At 49.9% G+C, this 15,155-nt stretch carries 19 protein-coding genes; 3 read left to right on the top strand and 16 right to left on the bottom strand.

The window, feature by feature from the left end:
- Positions 1 to 72: 72 nt before the first annotated feature.
- The 6 genes from ACT3RU_RS08255 to ACT3RU_RS08280 form a co-directional block, all read right to left on the bottom strand.
- The gene (locus ACT3RU_RS08255) at positions 73 to 555 is read right to left on the bottom strand and encodes a YehS family protein (protein ID WP_087107629.1); all 483 of its coding nucleotides are present in this window, start codon (positions 553 to 555) and stop codon (positions 73 to 75) included.
- An 85-nt stretch (positions 556 to 640) separates the two neighbouring features.
- The gene (locus ACT3RU_RS08260) at positions 641 to 1,063 is read right to left on the bottom strand and encodes a tetratricopeptide repeat protein (RefSeq protein WP_192528088.1); all 423 of its coding nucleotides are present in this window, start codon (positions 1,061 to 1,063) and stop codon (positions 641 to 643) included.
- Between the two features lie 175 nt (positions 1,064 to 1,238).
- On the bottom strand, positions 1,239 to 1,514 hold the full coding sequence (locus tag ACT3RU_RS08265) for a putative quinol monooxygenase (protein WP_192528089.1): 276 nt from the start codon (positions 1,512 to 1,514) through the stop codon (positions 1,239 to 1,241).
- Between the two features lie 13 nt (positions 1,515 to 1,527).
- A complete protein-coding gene (locus ACT3RU_RS08270) occupies positions 1,528 to 1,974 on the bottom strand; it encodes a GNAT family N-acetyltransferase (RefSeq protein WP_192528091.1) in 447 nt (148 codons plus the stop codon).
- A gap of 367 nt (positions 1,975 to 2,341) precedes the next feature.
- Positions 2,342 to 2,902: a flavodoxin family protein gene (locus ACT3RU_RS08275; RefSeq protein WP_192528092.1), complete on the bottom strand. Its 561-nt coding sequence runs from the start codon at positions 2,900 to 2,902 to the stop codon at positions 2,342 to 2,344.
- Between the two features lie 45 nt (positions 2,903 to 2,947).
- Positions 2,948 to 3,373: a VOC family protein gene (locus ACT3RU_RS08280; protein WP_192528094.1), complete on the bottom strand. Its 426-nt coding sequence runs from the start codon at positions 3,371 to 3,373 to the stop codon at positions 2,948 to 2,950.
- Between the two features lie 95 nt (positions 3,374 to 3,468).
- On the opposite strand from ACT3RU_RS08280, the gene soxR reads away from it, so the two are divergent.
- The gene (gene soxR, locus ACT3RU_RS08285) at positions 3,469 to 3,948 is read left to right on the top strand and encodes a redox-sensitive transcriptional activator SoxR (RefSeq protein ID WP_192528095.1); all 480 of its coding nucleotides are present in this window, start codon (positions 3,469 to 3,471) and stop codon (positions 3,946 to 3,948) included.
- Positions 3,949 to 4,077: 129 nt separating this feature from the next.
- Here soxR and sugE read toward each other — a convergent pair whose 3' ends face one another.
- On the bottom strand, positions 4,078 to 4,395 hold the full coding sequence (sugE, locus tag ACT3RU_RS08290; RefSeq protein WP_192528096.1) for a quaternary ammonium compound efflux SMR transporter SugE: 318 nt from the start codon (positions 4,393 to 4,395) through the stop codon (positions 4,078 to 4,080).
- A gap of 223 nt (positions 4,396 to 4,618) precedes the next feature.
- Here sugE and ACT3RU_RS08295 point away from each other — a divergent pair, with 223 nt between their 5' ends.
- Entirely contained in the window at positions 4,619 to 5,806 is a 1,188-nt protein-coding gene (locus ACT3RU_RS08295) for a DEAD/DEAH box helicase (RefSeq protein WP_192528098.1), read from the top strand.
- Positions 5,807 to 5,940: 134 nt separating this feature from the next.
- Here ACT3RU_RS08295 and rho read toward each other — a convergent pair whose 3' ends face one another.
- From rho to cbiE, 9 genes are all read right to left on the bottom strand, one after another.
- Positions 5,941 to 6,900, bottom strand: coding sequence for a transcription termination factor Rho (gene rho, locus ACT3RU_RS08300; protein ID WP_192528099.1), 960 nt, complete (start codon positions 6,898 to 6,900; stop codon positions 5,941 to 5,943).
- 411 nt (positions 6,901 to 7,311) lie between these two features.
- Positions 7,312 to 8,280: a hypothetical protein gene (locus ACT3RU_RS08305; protein WP_192527650.1), complete on the bottom strand. Its 969-nt coding sequence runs from the start codon at positions 8,278 to 8,280 to the stop codon at positions 7,312 to 7,314.
- 183 nt (positions 8,281 to 8,463) lie between these two features.
- Complete coding sequence (locus ACT3RU_RS08310) at positions 8,464 to 9,576, bottom strand: hypothetical protein (protein ID WP_192527651.1); 1,113 nt, start codon at positions 9,574 to 9,576, stop codon at positions 8,464 to 8,466.
- Positions 9,573 to 10,130, bottom strand: a complete 558-nt coding sequence (locus ACT3RU_RS08315; RefSeq protein ID WP_192527652.1) for a DUF4365 domain-containing protein — start codon at positions 10,128 to 10,130, stop codon at positions 9,573 to 9,575. Before ACT3RU_RS08315 ends, ACT3RU_RS08310 begins: the two co-directional genes overlap by 4 nt.
- Positions 10,131 to 10,704: 574 nt before the next feature.
- Positions 10,705 to 11,145 (bottom strand): YtoQ family protein, encoded by a 441-nt coding sequence (locus tag ACT3RU_RS08320; RefSeq protein ID WP_192527653.1) that lies wholly within the window; start codon positions 11,143 to 11,145, stop codon positions 10,705 to 10,707.
- Positions 11,146 to 11,219: 74 nt separating this feature from the next.
- Positions 11,220 to 11,984 carry a precorrin-6A synthase (deacetylating) gene (gene cobF, locus ACT3RU_RS08325; protein WP_192527654.1) on the bottom strand — a complete coding sequence of 255 codons (765 nt, stop codon included), beginning with the start codon at positions 11,982 to 11,984 and terminating at the stop codon, positions 11,220 to 11,222.
- On the bottom strand, positions 11,981 to 12,778 hold the full coding sequence (gene cobM, locus ACT3RU_RS08330; protein WP_192527655.1) for a precorrin-4 C(11)-methyltransferase: 798 nt from the start codon (positions 12,776 to 12,778) through the stop codon (positions 11,981 to 11,983). Before cobM ends, cobF begins: the two co-directional genes overlap by 4 nt.
- Positions 12,775 to 13,182, bottom strand: coding sequence for a cobalamin biosynthesis protein (locus ACT3RU_RS08335; RefSeq protein ID WP_192527656.1), 408 nt, complete (start codon positions 13,180 to 13,182; stop codon positions 12,775 to 12,777). Before ACT3RU_RS08335 ends, cobM begins: the two co-directional genes overlap by 4 nt.
- Entirely contained in the window at positions 13,179 to 14,387 is a 1,209-nt protein-coding gene (gene cbiE, locus ACT3RU_RS08340; RefSeq protein WP_483392654.1) for a precorrin-6y C5,15-methyltransferase (decarboxylating) subunit CbiE, read from the bottom strand. The genes ACT3RU_RS08335 and cbiE overlap by 4 nt, the downstream gene beginning before the upstream one ends.
- Between cbiE and ACT3RU_RS08345 the strand changes: the two genes are divergently transcribed.
- Entirely contained in the window at positions 14,386 to 15,114 is a 729-nt protein-coding gene (locus tag ACT3RU_RS08345) for a cobalt-precorrin-6A reductase (RefSeq protein ID WP_192527658.1), read from the top strand. The two genes, cbiE and ACT3RU_RS08345, sit on opposite strands and share 2 nt — an antisense overlap.
- The last annotated feature ends 41 nt before the right edge of the window (positions 15,115 to 15,155 follow it).

Raw genomic sequence — 15,155 nt, forward strand, 5'->3', positions numbered from 1 at the left:
GCAAATGGCCATTCGCATTGAATGGCCATTTTTTACTTCTGAATCTCTGTAAATCGCAGCGGCGTGACAACCTCAGACCTCTTCTGAACCCTTGGATTCAGGGCGTTGCTGGAACTGAAGGCCCATTAAAAAATTACGCAACACCTGGTCTTTACACTCGCGATAATTTTTATGCGTAGGCTTACGAAAGAAAGCGCTTAACTCATGGTTGCTTAACCGAAACTCGGCCTGCTCAAAAATAGCTAAAATATCGTCGGCTTTTAAATTCAGCGCAATGCGCAGCTTCTGGAACACCATATTGTTGTTCAAGTTGCTTTCTGGCGCGGGCTGCTCGCCGTCGCGCTTCCCACGCTTATAGCTAATAAATCCGTTAAGAAACGCGGCCAACTCGCGGTCTCTCATCTTGAGGAATTTTTCGTCTTCCTCCTTTTTCAGCCACCCGGACACCTGCTCCTCAGATACTGTGAATTCTGCCAGCGCAAAAACTTTCAATACGGCAGTATCTTTTAAATCAAAGCAGTACCGGATACGGCGAAAAATATCATTATTGGTCAAACGACAGCTCCTGGCCTTAGGAAAACCCAGCACAATCCCGTTGGATGTGCATTTATCAAGATCATCATGGTAACAACAAAGCCAGCTATTTCGCTGTCAGTTTTTCAAGCAGCTCATCAATTTCTGCTTTCAAATCTTTATCTTCAATCTTGTTGGCGCTGATTTTGGCATTTTGCAGATGTTGAATAGCAGCCTCTTCCTGGCCCAACTCAACCTGCAGGGTCGCCATTGAAAAACCGATAGACGACAGGTGGTCTTTAGCATTGGCGACCTCGGCTTTGCGAAGCGCCTTTTCATACATCACCAGCGCGTCATCCAGCTCTTCGGTAAAATCCGCCAACGTTTCCCACTGCTCCGGATGATCCTTATCGGTATCTTCATGCTCGATACAAATAGCGTTCAGCTCTGCATAAAGCGAATCAAACGTCTCTCGATCGTCCTTCTCTGCCGCCTTCATCAGCTTTTCAGCCAACTCATAAACAGCCTTGTAAATTTTGGTATTGATCATGTCAGCTACCTTCAACAGTAAAATGAGAATCGACTGGTAAACTCGCCGATACGACCCGATATGCGCGCCCACACTACGGCAATTGGCGATGGGGCGCATTATACCCATGAAGCGCTCTCTTGAAGGTTTTTACTACAGTAAAGTAGAGTTGGCATAAATAGCCATACGATTCAGCCTACTCAAACACTTCGTAATGACGTTTCACGTTACGGGTTAGCTTGCCCCAGTCAGAGCTTGCCACCCGCTGTTGATGTTCTTCAAAGGCTTTGCGGTCAATAAATTCCTCATAAACATCAAAACGGCACGGGTCAGTTTTATCTTGAGTAACCTTAAACGTTATGCAGCCTGGCTCCTCAAGAGTAAGTTGGCGGTGAGTGTTAAGTTCGGCTTGCACGCCATCAAGATCGCTACCGGGAACCTCGATAAACCCTTTTAAGGTTACTTTTGCCACTGAACTCACCTTTTTATAGCGTTACGTACAGCCGCAACGCGTCTTGATGCTGTATGCCATCTTCAAGAATCGGCTCAGGGTAATTATTCAGAAAATAGTTTTTAACCACATGATCAACTCTAAACCCATGGCGTTGGTAATAGGTCAACTGATATCCAAAAGTGCCGGTACTTAATTCCACACGCTGTATTTTTTTGCTTTTCAGCTCAGACAAGGCAAAGCTCAACAGTCCAGAACCAAGGCCCTGCTGCTGAAATTCCGGGTAAACCGAGATATTAAATATTTCAGCGATGTCGGTGTTAATAGGTTTTGTGACACAGGCACCAACGACGTTTCCGTTTAGCTTTGCCGCGAAGCACCAAGCGCCATTCAGATACGATGCGATACTCTGCTCAGAAGGATCGGCTTCCAGTAAAAGCTGGGTGGGAATGTCACTGGCATTGACTTCTAGATAGTCCATTCTTATCTCAAGCCCATAACGATGGAGATTAGTACCGCTGAGTTACAGCATTCATGGCAGCCCTTATTGGCTACCCATGTACTCCAAATTTCATACGAGTAGACATGCTTAAACGCCCCTGTGATGTCGATTCCTATTTCAGAATAAAGGCAGTACGATAATTATGCCTGTAACCCCGTGCACCCTTGCATGTTCCACCACACTTTAGTGCCACTTCATAGAAAGCTTTAACTCCATCTTATGTTTTGGCGCGAGATGCTTACAAAGCTCACCATTCATTTAACACATGCCATAGTCATTGAGCGGTTAGGCAGTGTGTCCTCTTCCTCATAGCCTTCCCGTTTCATAAATTGGCACTTTTTCTCCTTCACGCCGCGAGCTTTTGAGCGGTTTGCACTACCCGCTGACCTAAATAACGCGCAGTAAGTAAGTCCGTTTCATTGAGATCAATATCCACGGAATGGGCAATAAGCCCGGACTGCGCACCAAGCCTGTTACGCATTGCAGGATCATAATTACCCGGTGTATCCAGACCCACCCAAAACATACCGTGCTGACTAGCGAACACTTGCAGGTACTGAATGGTATTCAGTTGATCACCACTTAAGTTAGCACCAATGGTAAAACCAGCGGCAATTTTGTTTGCCCATGCTTGCCTTGCCCACCACTCACTTGTGGCATCCGTAAACGCTTTGAACTGTGCTGATACGCAGCCCATATAAGTAGGTGAGCCAAAGATAATCGCATCAGCATTATCGAGTTGCCGCAGCAGCTCGATGTTACGAAAACGCCCTTCAACAATATCGGCGCCAACAATTTCTACTGCGACCACTTCAACACCAGGTTCCATTGCAGCACCTGATGCAATCGAGTGGGCCAGCTTTTTGGTAGTGCCTGTTACAGAATGAAAAATGACGACGACTTTCACTGCATTACCCCCCTTCCGTTGCTCTGATTCTTTCTACATTGCTGGTTACTGCGCATCGCGATTTAAATTACGCTCTGCCGGGATATCGCTCAGATACTCAACGAACTCCACCTCAAACCCCGCGGGGTCAACGAAGTAAACGTTTTTACGAAACGGCTCGGTGGCACCCGGTTTGGCAACGGAAAAGCCCGCGTTATTTAATCGAGCCACTACGGCATCCAGGTTATCGGTCACGTAGGCAAAGTGCGCTAGGCCCACACTATGGCCTTCCAGCGCTCGGTTCTGCCCTTCGCCATGGTCGCTTAACGCCAGGTAATGTCTGTCATCACCAAAGTGCACCCATTTACGCGGCTTGCCGTACCACTCACCCTGCCCCTCATCGCGTATACGCCAGTGTGGGAAGGCAGCGCGGTAAAACTCCAGCATGGCCTTCATATCAGCAACGACCAGATTCACGTGTTCCAGGTACATATTGTTCTCCTTGCGTGGGTTCAGATAAAAGGTTAAAACCTCAACCCAAGTTGAGGTAAAGCTTTTTTTGAACCAGAAGAAAAACAGGAGCGAGAATGGCGGAGGCAAACTGGAGTGTCGGCAAAGTCGCCAAGCGCTGCGGCATTAATATCAGCGCCCTGCACTTTTACGAACAGCAAGGGCTAATTCAAAGCTCGCGCAATGCGGGCAACCAACGCCGCTATAAACCGGAGGTGCTACGACGCATTTCAGTGATCAAAGCCGCGCAAAAAGTGGGCGTCAGCCTGGACGAGATCAAAAAAGCTTTCGAGTCACTGCCCAATAACCGCACGCCCACGGTAGAAGACTGGCAGCAGCTATCCCGGAATTGGCAGCGCATGCTGGATGGCCGCATTGCCTACCTGCAAACGCTGCGCAATAACCTGAGCGGCTGTATTGGCTGCGGCTGTTTAAGCATGACGAGTTGCCCGCTTTATAACCCAAATGATGAGTTGGCGGAGGTGGGTAGCGGCCCAGTGCTGTTGGATCAGGCGGAGGAGCGGGCTGCCGGTGATGAACATGATCAAGCGTCATGAACAATAACGGTGGCATTAACAGAGCAGATTTCGACAACGTGCTTTCGACAACGTACCTCCGGTGGCCTTTCGGGTAGCGCGCCCCAGTGCACTTAATGAACGGGCAGCCACTTGCGGCTTCCATGGATATCAGGCGTGGGCGAGTTTAAGCCCGACAAGCCCCGCAACAATCAGCGTTAAACTCATTAGTTTGAGTACGCCCAAAGATTCGCCAAACAGCACGATGCCTAAAATGGCCGTCCCCACTGCGCCAATCCCTACCCATATCGCGTAAGCGGTACCCACGGGCAGGGTTTTCAGCGCCAGGCCCAGCAGTAGAAAACTCGTCACTAGCGAAAGTACCGTCCAGGCGGTCGGCCAGAGTTTTGTAAAGCCCACCGAATATTTCAGCCCGATGGCCCAGCCGATCTCTAGAAGGCCCGCTACAAACAATATAAACCAGCTCATGTACTCCTCTTCATCGATTGCTTAATCAATTCTCTGACTCGATTATCTCATAATGGCGTACGGCGTTGCGGGTCAGCCTGCCCTATTCGGAATTTGGATGCGGAGCAGCAAGGCATGTGCAAAGTTCACGCAACACGGTAAATCAGCGCTACTACAAGCACTGCGTTATACTGCGGCATATTTTGATTTCGATATCCCTTACGACATCCCGTCAGAGCCCTCTATGTCATTTGCAAAACTAGGCTTATCCAGTCCTCTTGTTCAAGCGATTACCGAACTAGGTTACAAAACCCCAACGCCCATTCAAGAACAGGCGATTCCTGCCATTCTTTCGGGTAACGATTTAATCGCCACTGCACAAACCGGAACAGGCAAAACCGCTGCCTTCGTTCTGCCTCTGCTGGAAAGATTCACTACAGCGGGAACGCTACGCGGCAAACGCATCCGTGCGCTGATTCTCGTACCAACCCGTGAGCTAGCGGTTCAGGTTGAAGCCAGTGTGGCTCAATACGCTAAACATCTGCGCTTAACGTCTATGGCGGTGTATGGCGGTGTGGATAGCGAATCTCAAAAACAGCGTTTAATAGAAGGGATTGATATCCTCGTCGCCACACCGGGCAGATTGCTGGATTTAGTGCATCAGCGTGCGCTGCACTTTGATGAACTCAACGCCATGGTGTTGGACGAAGCGGACAGAATGGTCGACATGGGTTTTGTCGACGATATCAACAAAATCATAGAACGCCTGCCTGAAAACCGTCAGAACCTGCTGTTTTCGGCCACCATGAATGGCGACGTTCGCGCCCTCGCCTACGGTTTTTCAGACAGCAAGATGACCGACCTGGCGTCTGAAATATCCATTTCTCCCAACATTCGCGCCGCTGCTAATATCAAACAATGGCTAATCACCGTAGACAAAGACACCAAGTCCGCCCTGCTGAGCCACCTGATTAACGAGCAAGCGTGGGATCAAGCGCTTATTTTTATCGAGAAAAAACACGGCGCGGCCAAGCTGGTTGATCAACTCGCAAAACGTGGCATCAAAGCGGATTCCATTCATGGCGACAGAAGCCAGGCCATGCGCGAAAAGATTTTGGCGCAGTTCAAATCTGGCGAGCTAAAGTACCTGGTCGCCACGGGGGTTGCCGCACGGGGGTTGGATATTGGCGAGCTAAGCCGTGTGGTGAATTACGATCTACCCTTTCAGCCAGAAGAGTACATTCACCGTATTGGCCGAACTGGCCGTGCGGGTGCCTCGGGTGAAGCCATCTCGTTTGTCGCCTTGGGCGACTTTAAAAATCTTTGCGCCATTGAAAGACGATTAAACAGTATCATTGAGCGCAGAGAAATTGCAGGCTTTCCAGTTCGAAAAGTAGTGCCCGCTTCAAACCTGAACTTTAAGAAAAAGTAATCGTTAAACCTTACCAAAGAAGCTCACCTCTTAACGAATAAAAGGTGAGCTTCACTACTATAGGCGTTTGCAATTAAGGCCAGTTTTACCAAACTACGGATAAGCAGTGTGGCCGTTAAAGGTCTTCCTAACGACTAGACTGAGTCTGGTGAGAACGCGTCCAATAGCTCAGCATTAGTTGGATATTTCCCTAATAACTCAAACAGCTTCTGCGCCCCCTCGATTGGTTTGAGCTGGGTCAACGCGCGACGCAGTGTGCGTACTTTTTCGATATCCTTGGCATCAATCAAAAGCTCTTCACGGCGGGTACTACTTTTGGCGATATCGATTGCTGGGAAGATGCGTTGATTGGCCACGTCGCGTGACAGCACGATCTCCATATTGCCCGTGCCCTTGAACTCCTCGAAAATTACCTGATCCATTCGGCTTCCCGTATCCACCAGCACGGTGGCCAGAATCGTGAGCGACCCGCCGTTTTCGATCTTTCTCGCGGCGCCAAACAGCTTTCGGGGTATTTCCATCGCTCGGGCATCCAGCCCGCCGGACATGGTGCGGCTATTGCCCCGCTGCTCGGCGTTGTGAACGCGCGAGAGCCTCGTCAGAGAATCAATCACGATCATCACATCATGTCCCTCGCCCGCTTGCCTACGCGCTGTCTCAAGGAGCTGATCGGCCAACCGCACATGGTGTGCGTAGCTTTCGTCTGACGACGACGCATGTACCTCTGCCGTCACGCTGCGCTTGAAGTCCGTTACCTCTTCCGGGCGCTCATCGATCAGCAAGGCATACAGCTTGATATCCGGGTGCGCCTCGGCCACGGCTTGGCAGATATGTTTCAACAGCGTCGTCTTGCCAGAACCTGGCGGTGCTACGATCAGCCCACGTTGGCCCATCCCGATGGGCGTGACCAAATCCATCGCCCGCACGCTGCGCTGGCTGGAACCAGGCTCTAGATGAATGCGGGGGGAAGGATGAATAGCGACGCCGTTTAGAAAGCGTTTTTCGGGGTCATTCGGGAATTGATCGTCTACTTCGTCGGCGGGCTTGGCTTCTTGCTGCCTTTTTACCTTCAAGCCTAATGTTTTTCTCGTCATAAGATCGATGGAGCGCCTTGGGTAAGCTGGGTGTATAGAGTAATGGCTGGGCTTTGAAAATGGTATTGGTCTTGTAGTAGTACTGAATGTCACGGCTGACCGTGATGCCTTTTAGTAAGCAAACAGAATAGTTTTTAAAAGAATACCTGGGTCATAGGCTAAACAATCTTTCGCGCCTTTGCGGTACTTGGTATGGAAAACGAATAGGTCTAACTTTTGCTCAATCAAGTAATACACCGCGTGCTCAAAGGTACCGGATTGGAGCTGATCTTAGTAGTTGGTCACTATTACGGCGTTATGATGGTGGTTATAGAGTTTGAAGCGGGGCAGGCTGATCGCGTCTCGTCTGCTTTATTAATCTTACTAAAATCTAGCCGCGTATGGAATTTTTCTACAACCTCAACGCTGCATTTAGCGTTTTTTCAGCTGCAATGATTTGTTAGCATTTAGATAGTGATTTTCTTGACCAAAGTAAGGAAGCTTAAGGGTTCTACTTCTGGATCTGATTGTAGAAGATAGTGATATCTCCATATTATGAACTTTCATGTTTTCGGGCTTTCTGTCGCTAGGATAGAGTAATTTTGCTGATCTATTTTTAGCGTTTAAACAGACCTCAGGCCACTTCATTTTTAACTCATCAGGAAAGAATGTCCGCGGCAAGCATGATACATAATCAATAAATTTTAGAACTCTATCATCTTGTTTGTTATTTATAATCACATCTGAATTCCTGTTTTTTAATTTTCGCTTTACTAAAGATGCGAGTGCAGCCGACACTGCAAAAAGATTGCATAAATGATACGGAATATCTCTATTTAGTGAAATTGCACAATTCGATTCATTATGTATATCTGGATCAGGTCCCAATACACCACTCGCAACCACCCCTTCAATGTAGTATCCAACTATCAAGTTGTTATCCCAAGCACCATAAACCGTTCGAACTACTCTATGCCTATGTTTTATATAGTTAACGGATTTTCTTAAGTAGTCATTATATTCCTTGATTGAATTCGTAAACTCTCGGCTTAATTTAGTGAATTCTTTAGATTTTGTGTTTTCAAACAACGATTTTATGATCGACTGGCAACCATCCAAAAAATTTGCCATCGAAAAAAGAAAATGAAATATCCCATTTTTAATCGATAAATCTAATTCACTATCTGAAACTCCATTCACCCTTCTCTTATGCACTTCAATTACATCTCTTGTCAATCTTATACCACTTTCCACTGCGTCTTCAAAAACAGAACAGTAAACATCGTAAGGATGCATTAAGTTATAATTATCACAAAACAAAACGTCATCATCAATTTCGTTTAATATAACCATAACTTCCGGGCTATACCCAGCTACTTTTTTTGGTAAAATGTATTTCAAGTGACAAGACCCTATAACATATTTATTGAAATTCCAGCACATATATCACTGGATGCAATATCAAATTAGATATTATGTTAATTCAAATACACTTTTATCACCATTTTATAATCCAATATTATATTAACTTAAAACAATGTAGCCAATGAAATAATCACGTCTTGATAGCCAATCCCTTCACTTTTACAAGCTGAAATCTATTTCGAAATTTTCACTCAACTTAATACTATGCATCTTAAAAATATCAACAGCCGTTTTCACTCCCGACGTGATCAATAACTCGCAGGTAACTGCTATTTGCTTCTTAGCATGTTCAGCTTTTAAAGTCTCGTATAATTTAGAGTCGACTTCTATATAACATGAATAACTTCTATCATTGATTAATAACCTTAAATAAACTCGTCCGCACTCATCTTCTATAGGCCAACTATACTTTTCAATATACGCAGGTAAATCTTTATATTTTTTAACGTGACTCTTCTTCAGTAGATTCTTGTATTGTTCTATTTTCTCTCTATCATTAGCATTAAAGATGACTTTACTTGGAACATTTTCATAGACCTCCTCTCTAAATGACCAATCAAAAACAAACTCAAGCTGGTCAGCACTTTTAGAAAAAAGATTTAGGAAATTATTACAAAATGAGCTATTAACACCAAAGCTCAACAATTTAGCCGGAGACTTATGCTCATTTAAATTAATTTTTTCTGAAATTCGAGCTAATACAATTGCTAGGTTTGAGTTCACATAACGACTTAAAGATACTTCTTGCTTAAACGCATTGCTAGCATTGTTTCCTTCTTCCGTATCAAGAAGTTGCAATTCAACTGTATATATAAATGACCCTGCCTTAGGCGCTAACATATTTACACCTGATAGGTAATGATGAACTGCCTTTTTCTTTCCCTTTACATTTATAGCTGCATTTGCAGAAGCCTTAATTATCTCATACAGTCCATTTAGCGCGCTCAACCCCTCACTGAAATTAATACTTCCATGATTTACATTCTTTCCCGAAGAACGAACTTGCAATATATCACTATCATCATGAAGAAGTTTTTTTCTAAAAATATCAAAACTAAAACCATATGCTTTTGATAAATTAAAAATAGCTTCAGTTAGCATCTCATCGGACTGACTATGATTTACAAGCTCTTCAGCAGGTAGTATTACTTCTAATGAATGAGCCCTATCATACCAAACGCTAAAACGATCAGGAATAGTCGTCTTTTCTTCCGCGCCACATGAAGCAAGGTATCCTTTTAATGAAGAAAGGATAATTTCATTAGTATTCATACCACCCCCTCTTCTAAATTGTAAATCATTTGTGCTTTGCTCGTCAGCTCCATCATTTTAATTAAAGCCTGACAGTCAAAACGCTGTTTCAAAGGTATCCTGATAATGCGCGAGCCATTATCGATAGGCTCTTCACCATATAGACTATACCAGTAGGATGCGTATTTTATAGTTGTACCCTCGCCTTTTTCAATCAACCATTCATCAAAGCCAGGAGGAGCAAAATGTACCACCAAAATTAGAGGGAGTGGAGAAGGGCCAATTAAGTAATTATAGTTTTTCTTTTCAAGCTGAAAAACAAGCTCGTTATTTTTCAAGTCAATGCAATCAGACTTAGCTGTGCATTTTAGTTGCACTTCTATTTTTGGTTCTTTAAAAACACCCTTAAACCCTTTTCCTCTGATTGTTATATCAACTCCATCATTATCGATTTTAGGCTCATTATGATTTAGCCCTGTTGCAGCAAGTATCGCTTGCATATAAGCTAGACTTAATGACTCCTTAGAATGAGAAATAGCAGTTCCACCATTCCCTTTCAATAATGCAGTATTCAATATAAACCCCTAATCACTTTTTTATATTATTACCAAATACAAAATATTAAAATATCTGAACACATCAGTGGCACATGCTATTTTATATTTAATATCAACTACACAACACGCCAAACAATATATTATGAAAATAGTGGTAAGTAATTATTTTCATTCAGTCTTCTATAAAAAAATTCAGTTTTAGTATTTTTTGATCAATCAACCGTATATCAAAAATTTGCGTGCCGCCTCGCTTCCTATTCGATCATATTTTATTCACAAATTCACCTTAGGTCACGCGTAAGTTTAATGACACGGTCCAGAATGGGTCATGGGTCATGGGTCATGGGTCATGGGTCATAAGCTAATTTTATCAATGATTAAAGACATAAAGAATGCGAGTAGCATGTAAGGCACTATCGGAAGTATTGAAGAGGAGAGGCCGTGATCACTGCCCTCTGCGGGTCTTGTTAATCCGCGCTAAAGGGTGCTAAGCCGCGCGCTGAAGCGTGCTCCTACGGGGGCGGTGGTGGCTGGTTTGGGGATAGCGGAGGCTGCAGGCCGTGAAGGCCTGCAGGGTATTCCTGGGTCTGGCTTACACTTTGAGAACGTACTTGAGGGTTTCAACGACCTGATCGGTAGTGGTGCACCAGGCTTGTGCACCGGCATCCACTTCTTTCAGTGGATGAACGGTATCTTCACTGTGCAAAGTGATGTAGGGCTTGGCGAGTGCTGAGCAGTAACCCGCATCAAACGCGGCGTTCCACTGCTTGTACTTGTCGCCGAAGCGCACTACAACCAGATCGCTTTGCTCGATCAGCGTGCGGGTGCGAATGGCGTTGACCTTGGAGGACTGGTGGTCGCGCCAGAATTGGTTGTTCTGCTCGCCCAGGTGGTCGCCGGCGGCGTCACTGGCGTCGTGGTCGGTAACTGGGGCGGTAAACACGATATCCAGGCCTGCGGCTTCTGCGCCGCGCTGGATTTCCTCGCGCCAGTCGGTGTGGATCTCGCCAGATAAATAAACGTAAAAGCTCATATCGCTCTCCTGGTAATCACGTGTTGAGTGTATAGAGCCATTTTATGGAAAAACATTCCAACTTTATACCGGCGCTATATGAGAGGCTGTTTAGCTAACAGGTAGATATCCATAATCCAGCCGTGGGCTTCACGCAGTGCAGCGCGGCGCTCGATGATCTCTTCGCTCACCTCGTTCAGGCGTCCTTCAATTAAGCACTGTTTATCCATGCCCAAGTAGGCACCCCACCAGATATAGGTGTCGGCTTGTGGCAGCGTGGTAAACGCCCCGCCGCTGTCGAGCATCACGGCAACGGTGGCGGCATCGTTTGGCCAGCCGCGTTCGCGCAGGCGGCGGCCGGTGGTGATTTGGATGGGTTCAGCTAGCGCGTTCAGGGGGATTTTATGCTCGGCGGTAAGCACTTGCAGGCTGGTGATGCCGGGTACGACGTTGACCTCAACAGCGCGGCCGCTATCCATCAGGCGCTTGGCGATGCGCAGGCTGCTGTCGTAAAGCGAGGGGTCGCCCCATACCAGCATGCCGACGCGCCCGCCGCTGGGCAGATGTTTATCCATCAACTCAGCCCACACGCTAGCAATGGCGTTGTGCCACTCGTCTACTGCGCTTAGGTACTGGCGTTCGCCGTCGCGGGTGGGTAAATCGAACTCGACGATGCGGGTACTGGCCGTGTCATTAAGCAACTGTTCACACAGTACGCGGCGCAGGTCGATAAGGTCCGATTTCGCCTCGCCCTTGCGCGGCAGCAGAATCACCTCCGCCTCGTTCAAGGCGCGCACCGCCGCGAGTGTTACGTGGTCGACGTTGCCGGTGCCAATGCCGATCAGCGAGAGCGTGATCATACGCTGCCCTCTTCATCGCTGCTGGCAAACGGCGAATCGGCGGACTGCGGGCGAAAGCGGCGGTCGTAACCTACCGCGTACAGGCTGCTTTCCTGAAAGTCATGGGATTCGAGTACCGGCCCTACCAGAATCAGCGCGGTGCGCTGGAGTGTGTTGTCGATTAGGGATTCCACCGTCGATAAGCGCCCGCGCACCACGTGCTCATCCGGCCAGCTGGCTCGCCATACAATCGCTACCGGGCACTCTTCGCCGTAATGGGGCGTCAGGTTTTCCACTACCTGTGCCAGGTTGTGAATGGAGAGATGAATGGCAAGCGTTGCCCCGGTGCGGGCGAAGTTGGCAAGCGTCTCGTTTTCCGGCATAGCGCTTGCCCGGCCCGAGGTGCGAGTCAGCACCACGGATTGCGCTACGCCGGGTAGCGTTAGTTCCTGGCCGAGCGTTGCCGCCGCCGCCGCAAAGGAAGGCACGCCGGGGGTAACGCTGTAGGGAATATCAAGCTCGCGCAGGCGGCGCAGCTGTTCGCCCATGGCGGACCACACTGATAAATCGCCGGAGTGCAGCCGGGCGATATCCTGGCCTGCGGCGTGGGCGGTCTGGATTTCCTGCATAATGTCATCAAGTGACAGCGGCGCGGTGTTGATGATGCGCGCGCCTTCTGGGCAGTGCTCGAGAATTTGCTCGGGCACCAGTGAACCCGCATACAGGCACACCGGGCAGGCGGCGATTAAATCGCGCCCGCGCAGCGTCAAAAGATCCGGCGCGCCGGGGCCTGCGCCAATAAAATGAACCGTCATAACCTAACTCCTTGCGCCGCTGTGGTTGCCACCGCGGCCGTGGCCTTTCTATCGTTTGAAACCGTGCGCGGGCCTAAAAGCCGCGCCCCGCTGCCTGCGCCCAGCAGCGCCACGGCTTCGGCCACGCTGCCGGTGCCTTTTTCGCGCAGGCTGTAGGCGGAGTGGGTCAGCGTGGTAACGCTTGCCAGCGCTTCGTCCGCTACGCCTACTACCGGGATGTGGCGGGCGCTGCCCAGCGCTTCAACCAGTGGCAGCATACTGTGCGCTGCCGCCAACTGGTCGATAGGGCCGTACTCGGCAATCAATTGATCCAGCGCCTGTTCCAGTGATTCAAGCGTTGCCTGCTGGCGAAAGCCGAACCCTGCGACTTTAAGCGCCTGCCTGGCCACTGTTTGCTTCATCATCGAACGCCGCGCCACTGCACAATCGGGTAGCTGGCTTTCCAGCCTCGGCGCGTGCCCATGGGGGCGGCGTGGGCCAGTTCCAGGCGTAGCAGTTCGCCCCCCACCTGTTGCTGCCAGTGCGCCAGCAATGCTTCGGATTCCAGCGTGACCGCGTTGGCTACTACCCGCGTGCCGTTGGGCAACACCTGCCATAAAGCGTCCAGCAGCGCCAGGGAAAGCCCGCCGCCGATAAACACCGCATCGGGCAGCGGCGCCTTCTCAAGCACCTCCGTTGCGCGGCCTTCGTTTATCTCCAGCCAGTCAACGCCGAGGTTTTCTGCATTTCGCCGCGCCCGGGCGGCGCGCTCCGGGTACTGCTCGAAGCCGATGGCCTGATTATCCGGGTGGGCCAGCAGCCACTCAATGGCGATAGAGCCAGAGCCGGTGCCGATATCCCACAACCGCTCCCCAAACCTGGGGGAAAGTGCCGAAAGCGTTAAGCTACGCACGGCCTGCTTGGTGATCTGCCCGTCGTGCTCAAAAAAGCTATCGGCCAGGCCCGGCGTTAAGGGAATTGCGGGGCCGTTGCCCGCGACTTCGATGCCGACCGCCACCGGATGGGCGATATCCTCGGGTAGCGTGTCATCCATGCGCAGCGTGCGGATGCGCTCATCTTCACCGCCCAGAGCTTCCATCACGTTGAGCCGGGAATCCCCAAAGCCGAATGTTTTCACCAGCGCGGCCAATTCAACCACGGCGGCGCCATCGCGCAACAGCACCAGCAAGCGCTGGCCGCTTTGCAGGTAAGGTCGAATGCGGGTAAGCGGTTTGGCGTGCAGGCCCAGGCAGGTGCAGCGCTCCAGCGGCCAGACCAACCGGGCCGCCGCTAGGCTAAAGGTCGAAGGCGATGGCACGGCGATCCATTCACTGGCTTCCAGATGGCGCGCCACGCTAGTGCCCGCCCCGAACCAGAACGGGTCGCCGGAAACCAGCATGACTACGCGGCGGCTACGCTCGTTGAGAAGTGCGGGGATGCCATCAAGAAACGGCACCGGCCACTCACGAATATCCGCATTTAACGGGGGAAGAAGGCGCAAATGGCGATGCGCACCAAACACGATTTCGGCACGCTCAAGCTGCTCGCGGCTTGCCGCTGTCAGGCCCGCTGTGCCACTCTCCCCCCAACCTAACAGTGTGAGCCACGGAGCCTTGTTAACCTCAGCCATGATAAACGTCCTGATTCTTGGGGGTACGAGCGAGGCCAGTGCACTGGCCAGCGCCGTTAGCCAGCGCGGCATTCCAGCCATGTTCAGCTATGCGGGCCGGGTTAAAACGCCTAAAGCGCAACCGCTGCCCACCCGCGTGGGCGGTTTCGGCGGCGCCGACGGTTTGGCGGCCTTTATCACCCAACAGCGCATCACCCATATTATTGATGCAACCCACCCGTTTGCCACACAGATGAGCCGTAACGTGTTAGCCGCCGCCCAGCAAAGCGGTGTACCGGCAATTGCCCTGACCCGCCCCGCCTGGGTGCCCACCACTCACGATAACTGGCAACACGTGGCAAGTGTCGAAGAGGCGGTGAGCGCCCTGGAAGGCCCGCCCCAGCGCGTGCTGCTCGCCATTGGCCGCATGCACCTGGCCGCGTTTGCCGCGCAGCCCCAACACCACTATGTGCTGCGTTTGGTCGACCAGCCAACCGCCCCGCTGCCGCTTGCCCACTTCACCACCACGGTGGATAGAGGCCCGTTTACCCTGGAGGGCGATTTAGCGCTACTTAAAACTCAGCGTATCGAGCGCATCGTGTGCAAAAACGCTGGCGGCGAAGGTGCTGTTTCCAAACTTGACGCCGCCCGGGCGCTCGGCTTGCCGGTCATCATGATTGATCGCCCGGCGCTGCCCGCTCGCCATGAAGTACATAGCGTTGATCAGGTGCTGGCCTGGCTTCACTAAACACTCCAGGGTTTGCCTGAAAAGGCAACGAACGCAGCCGC

Origin of the sequence: Halomonas sp. TP35 (genome assembly GCF_052375975.1) — a bacterium.
In the GTDB taxonomy this organism is placed as follows: Bacteria; Pseudomonadota; Gammaproteobacteria; order Pseudomonadales; family Halomonadaceae; genus Vreelandella; species Vreelandella citrativorans.

Excerpts from the sequence above, each read along its gene's own strand:
- ACT3RU_RS08335 (WP_192527656.1), bottom strand. The coding sequence starts at position 13,182 with ATGATGAAGCAAACAGTGGCCAGGCAGGCGCTTAAAGTCGCAGGGTTC.
- ACT3RU_RS08345 (WP_192527658.1), top strand. The coding sequence starts at position 14,386 with ATGATAAACGTCCTGATTCTTGGGGGTACGAGCGAGGCCAGTGCACTG.
- ACT3RU_RS08310 (WP_192527651.1), bottom strand. The coding sequence starts at position 9,576 with ATGAATACTAATGAAATTATCCTTTCTTCATTAAAAGGATACCTTGCT.
- cbiE (WP_483392654.1), bottom strand. The coding sequence starts at position 14,387 with ATGGCTGAGGTTAACAAGGCTCCGTGGCTCACACTGTTAGGTTGGGGG.
- ACT3RU_RS08260 (WP_192528088.1), bottom strand. The coding sequence starts at position 1,063 with ATGATCAATACCAAAATTTACAAGGCTGTTTATGAGTTGGCTGAAAAG.
- rho (WP_192528099.1), bottom strand. The coding sequence starts at position 6,900 with ATGACGAGAAAAACATTAGGCTTGAAGGTAAAAAGGCAGCAAGAAGCC.
- cobM (WP_192527655.1), bottom strand. The coding sequence starts at position 12,778 with ATGACGGTTCATTTTATTGGCGCAGGCCCCGGCGCGCCGGATCTTTTG.
- ACT3RU_RS08270 (WP_192528091.1), bottom strand. The coding sequence starts at position 1,974 with ATGGACTATCTAGAAGTCAATGCCAGTGACATTCCCACCCAGCTTTTA.
- ACT3RU_RS08280 (WP_192528094.1), bottom strand. The coding sequence starts at position 3,373 with ATGTACCTGGAACACGTGAATCTGGTCGTTGCTGATATGAAGGCCATG.
- sugE (WP_192528096.1), bottom strand. The coding sequence starts at position 4,395 with ATGAGCTGGTTTATATTGTTTGTAGCGGGCCTTCTAGAGATCGGCTGG.
- ACT3RU_RS08320 (WP_192527653.1), bottom strand. The coding sequence starts at position 11,145 with ATGAGCTTTTACGTTTATTTATCTGGCGAGATCCACACCGACTGGCGC.
- soxR (WP_192528095.1), top strand. The coding sequence starts at position 3,469 with ATGGCGGAGGCAAACTGGAGTGTCGGCAAAGTCGCCAAGCGCTGCGGC.
- cobF (WP_192527654.1), bottom strand. The coding sequence starts at position 11,984 with ATGATCACGCTCTCGCTGATCGGCATTGGCACCGGCAACGTCGACCAC.
- ACT3RU_RS08295 (WP_192528098.1), top strand. The coding sequence starts at position 4,619 with ATGTCATTTGCAAAACTAGGCTTATCCAGTCCTCTTGTTCAAGCGATT.